Source organism: Longimicrobium sp., from assembly GCF_036280135.1.
Lineage (GTDB): Bacteria > Gemmatimonadota > Gemmatimonadetes > Longimicrobiales > Longimicrobiaceae > Longimicrobium.
In genome coordinates this window covers 1-4,524 of record NZ_DASURI010000557.1, presented here as the reverse complement: position 1 = coordinate 4,524, position 4,524 = coordinate 1, and the positions used below count along the sequence as shown (strand labels likewise).

5 protein-coding genes are annotated in these 4,524 nt (G+C 71.0%); all 5 read right to left on the bottom strand.

The features are described from left to right. A partial coding sequence (locus VFZ20_RS18070) for a lysophospholipid acyltransferase family protein (RefSeq protein WP_329685323.1) occupies positions 1–585 on the bottom strand: 585 nt, incomplete at its 3' end. A gap of 313 nt (positions 586–898) precedes the next feature. Beyond that, complete coding sequence (gene lpxB / locus VFZ20_RS18065; protein ID WP_329685322.1) at positions 899–2,074, bottom strand: lipid-A-disaccharide synthase; 1,176 nt, start codon at positions 2,072–2,074, stop codon at positions 899–901. Positions 2,075–2,233: 159 nt separating this feature from the next. Beyond that, positions 2,234–3,220 carry a Gfo/Idh/MocA family oxidoreductase gene (locus tag VFZ20_RS18060; RefSeq protein ID WP_329685321.1) on the bottom strand — a complete coding sequence of 329 codons (987 nt, stop codon included), beginning with the start codon at positions 3,218–3,220 and terminating at the stop codon, positions 2,234–2,236. Then, complete coding sequence (lpxA, locus tag VFZ20_RS18055; protein ID WP_329685320.1) at positions 3,220–4,008, bottom strand: acyl-ACP--UDP-N-acetylglucosamine O-acyltransferase; 789 nt, start codon at positions 4,006–4,008, stop codon at positions 3,220–3,222. Before lpxA ends, VFZ20_RS18060 begins: the two co-directional genes overlap by 1 nt. 5 nt (positions 4,009–4,013) lie before the next feature. Continuing rightward, a complete protein-coding gene (gene fabZ, locus VFZ20_RS18050; RefSeq protein WP_329685319.1) occupies positions 4,014–4,457 on the bottom strand; it encodes a 3-hydroxyacyl-ACP dehydratase FabZ in 444 nt (147 codons plus the stop codon). Between the last annotated feature and the right edge of the window lie 67 nt (positions 4,458–4,524).

Sequence of the window (4,524 nt, the reverse complement as noted above, 5' to 3'; positions counted from 1 at the left end):
CGCGAACGGCTGCGGGATCAGGAACCGGTCCCAGCTGCCAAAGAACCATCCACGGCTCGCCGCCGACGCCACCGGGATGATGGGCGCGCCCGTGCGCTGCGCGATGATCGCGGGGCCGGGCTTCATCTTCTGGAACGGTCCGCGCGGACCGTCCGGCGTGATGGCGAGCGAGCGGCCGTGCTTGACGTGGCGGATGAGCTCGCGCAGCGCCTCCAGCCCGCCGCGGCTGCTGCTTCCGCGCACGGCCGTGTAGCCCCAGCGGCGCACGGCGCGGGTGATGTACTCGCCGTCGCGGTGCAGGCTCACGAGCGTGACGACGCCCTGGCCGCGATGGTGGTACGTGCACGGCAGCAGCCGTCCGTGCCAGAGCGTGAAGATGACGGGCTTTCCCTGCCGATGGAACTGCGCGTAGTGCTCGTCCCCTTCCGTGCGGTAGCGGCACGAACCCATGATGCCGTCCAGCGCCGCGCCCCCGATCCCCGCCAGCGCCGACTGGTGCCACGGCAGCCGCGTCGTCATCTCCGACGGGATCTCCGCGCGCTCCGCCTCGCCGGCTCCGCGGTCCATCTGCGGATCGGCCGTCATCGCGCACCTCCCGCCAGATCCGCCATCGCGAGCACGACTCGCCCGTGCAGTCCGCGAAGGCGGACTTCGTGCCGTTCCAGCGGCGAATTCATTCGCGCGGCGGGGGGCGTGGCCGGAAGTCGCGGGGCCCCAGCCCCGGCGAATGAATTCGCGGCACCGAGGACGTGATGTCGGCCTTCGCCGACGGCGCCTGCCGCACACCGTCCCGTTACACCGGGGCGCGGCTCGAGCCGTTGAAGCCTCGCGCCGTTTGCGAGGCTTTCCGCTGTCGTTGCGGCGACTTTAGTCGCTCTGGCCGGGGACCGTGAATCGCTCATCGTCCCTTTGCCAGCAGCTCGGCCGCCAGCTCGGCCACGCGGCGCGAGGCACCGGGTCCACCCAGCCGCTCGCGCACACGCGAGAAGCCGGCGATCATCCGCCGCCGCTCCTCCGAGTCCGCGTCCAGCAGCGGCAGCACCGCGTCCGCCAGAGCCTGCGGCGTGGCGGCGTCCTGGACGAACTCGGGCGCCACACGGTCCTCCGCGATCAGGTTCGCGAGCGCGATGTGCGGCACCTTCACGACGCGCTTAGCGAGAGCGTAGCTGGCCGCGTTCATCCGGTAGACGACGACGAGCGGCGTCAGCGCCAAGCCCGCCTCCAGCGTCGTCGTCCCGCTCTTGGCGATGGCGGCCGCCGCGTACTGCAGCAGCCCGCCCGCGCTGTCGATCAGCGGCCAGCGCGCGCCGGCGTACACCGCACGGTCCATCCCTCCCGGCACGCCGATCACCGGCTGCGCGTCCGGACGCCGGCGGACGACGAGGTCCGCCGCGGCGGAGAACAGGTCCAGATGCCGCCCCACCTCCTGCGCGCGCGACCCCGGGAAGAGCGCCAGGACCGGCCGATCCGGATCCAGCCCGCGCGACCGCGCCCATTCGTCGCGCGGCAGCTCCGGATCCGCCCGGTCCAGCAGCGGATGGCCCACGAACTTCGCGTTCACGCCGCCCTTGCGCAGGAAGTCCTCCTCGAACGGCAGGACGACGGCCACCTCGTCCGCGTCGCGGCCCAGGTCGCGCACCCGCGATTTGTGCCACGCCCACACCTGCGGCGCGATGTAGTAGAGGACGGGGATGCCGATGGCCTTGGCGTGCCGCGCCAGGCGCAGGTTGAAGCCCGGGTAGTCGATGGGGATGACGAGGTCTACGCGCTCGGCCTCCAGCGCGGCGAACACCCGCTTGCGCAGCTGGATGAAGAACGGCAGGTGCTTGAGCACCTCCACGAAGCCCATCACGGCCAGCTCGTCGAGCCCCGCGAGCGTCTGCACGCCTTCCGCCTGCATGCGCGCGCCGCCCAGGCCGATGAGGCGCGCGGCGGGATAGCGCTCGCGCAGGGCGCGCGCGAGCGCCGCCCCGTGCAGGTCGCCACTTTCCTCGCCCGCCGAGATGAAGATCGTGGGAGCCGCCGCCCCAAATGCCGGCGCGGCGGAAGCCTGGATGGAAGCCGGCCCGGTCACAGGGTCATCGCCGGCAGGAGGGCGTCTGTCCCGAAAAGACGAAAAACGTGCAAACGCGCACAGAGGTTCGTACGAAGTCTACACCCTCTCCCACGCAGTTTGTGGGAGAGGGTGGCGAGCCTAAGCGAGCCGGGTGAGGGCCCCGGGCCGGATGAGAGCTCACGCCCGCGCGGCCAGCCCCGCGGCCGCGTGCTGCTCGATGCGCTCCATGATCTGCAGGGCCACGCGCAACGCGTCGCGGCCGTCCTCGCCGCTCACGACGACGGGCCCCTCGCCGCGCACGGCGGAGACCCACGCCTGCAGCTCCGCCCGCAGCGGCTCCGTGCCGTCGCCCTTGAGCTCGATGCGCTCCACCAGGCCCAGCAGCGCCGCCACGCCCATCTCCCCGCCCTCCGGCAGCTTCGCGCCGGGCTTGAGCCGCAGGAACTCGCCCGTGCCGGCGGCGAGATCGAGCGAGATGTAGCCGGAGTTCTGGAAGAAGCGGATCTTCCGCATCCGCTCGAACGAGACGCGGCTGGCCGTGATGTTGGCCACGGCGCCGTTCTCGAAGCTCAGCCGCGCGTTGGCGATGTCCGCGCTCCCCGTCAGCACCGGCACGCCGATGCTGTCCACGCTCTCCACGGGCCGGCCCACCAGGCCCAGCACCAGGTCGATGTCGTGGATCATCAGGTCCAGCACCACGGCCACGTCCGTCCCCCGCGGGTTGAACGGCGCCAGGCGGTGCGATTCGATGAAGCGCGGGTCCTCCAGGTACGGCTCGCAGGCCCGCAGGGCGCCGTTGAAGCGCTCCACGTGCCCCGTGGCCACCACCAGGTTCTTTGCCCGCGCGGCCGTGACGATGCGCTCCGCCTCGTCCAGCGTGACGGCGATGGGCTTTTCGATCAGCAGGTGCACGCCCGCGTCGATGGCGGGGAGCGCCACCTCCGTGTGCACCGTCGTGGGCACGGCGATGACGGCCGCGTCCACGGTCTCCAGCAGCTCCTCGCGGCTGCGGAACGCGCGCACGCCCAGCTCGGACGCGACCGTCCGCAGCCGCGCCGGGTTGTCGTCGAACACGCCCGCCATCTCGGCCCCGGGCACCTCGCGCAGGATGCGCGCGTGGTGAAAGCCCAGCGAGCCCACGCCCAGCACGCCCACGCGCGTCATCAGACCGTCACCCCGCGCTCCGACGTCTCGAAGAAGGTGAGGAACGCCTCCACCTCGGGAAGCGAGCGCAGCTCCTCGCGGGCCCGCGCCAGCGCCTGCGTGGTGTTGTGCGTGGAGCCAAAGAACAGGCGGTACGCCCGCTTGAGCTCGCGCCGCACCTCCTCGTTGAAGCCGCGGCGCTGCAGCCCCACCGAGTTCAGCCCGTACAATTCCACGGGGATTCCGGCCGCCTTGACGTACGGCGGGATGTCCTTGCTGATGCGCGACTGCCCGCCGATAAAGGCGTGCGCGCCAATCCGCACGAACTGGTGGATGGGCGTCATCCCGCCCACGATGGCCCAGTCGCCGATGGACACGTGCCCCGCCATGTTCACGGCGTTGGACAGGATCACGTGGTCGCCCAGGTGGCAGTCGTGGGCCACGTGCACGTACGACATCAGCATGCAGTCGCTGCCCACCCGCGTGATGCCGCTGGCCGTCGTGCCGCGGTTGAGCGTGGCGTACTCGCGGATGACCGTGCGGTCGCCGATCTCCAGCCGCGTGGGCTCGCCGTGGTACTTGAGGTCCTGCGGGTCCGTCCCCAGCGCCGCGCCGTAGCCGATGCGGCACTCCTCGCCCAGCACGGTGTCGCGCTCGATGACCACGTGCCCCTTGAGCTCCGTCCGCGCGCCGATGCGCACCCCGGGGCCCACGATGCAGAACGGACCCACGATCACGCCCTCGCCCAGCTCGGCCGCCTCGTCCACGAGGGCCGTGGGGTGAACCTGCGGTTCGATGATGGTCTCCATGGGCGTCACTTGTCCACCACGCGTGCCATCATCTCCGCCTCGGCCACCACGTGCCCGTCCACGGTGCCGATGCCCTTCATCCGGCAGGTGGTGCCGCGGATCTGCAGCACCTCCACCTCGAAGCGGATCTGGTCGCCCGGCGTGACGGGGCGGCGCCACTTCACGTTGTCCAGCGACATGAAGTAGACCACCTTGTCGTCCAGGTTCTCCATCTGCTCCAGCACCAGCAGCCCGCCCACCTGCGCCATGGCCTCGATGATGAGCACGCCCGGCATCACGGGGCGGCCGGGAAAGTGGCCCACGAAGAACGGCTCGTTGATGGTCACGTTCTTGAGGGCGACGATGCGCTTGCCGGGCTCGACCTCCCTGATCCGGTCGACGAGCAGGAACGGATAGCGGTGCGGAAGGTGCGCCATCACCTCGGCAATGTCCATCGCGGTATCAGCCATCCTTGCTCTCCTTTGCCGAAAGGCGCTTCTCGAGCGCCTTCACGCGGTCCGCGAGCTCGGCCAGGTG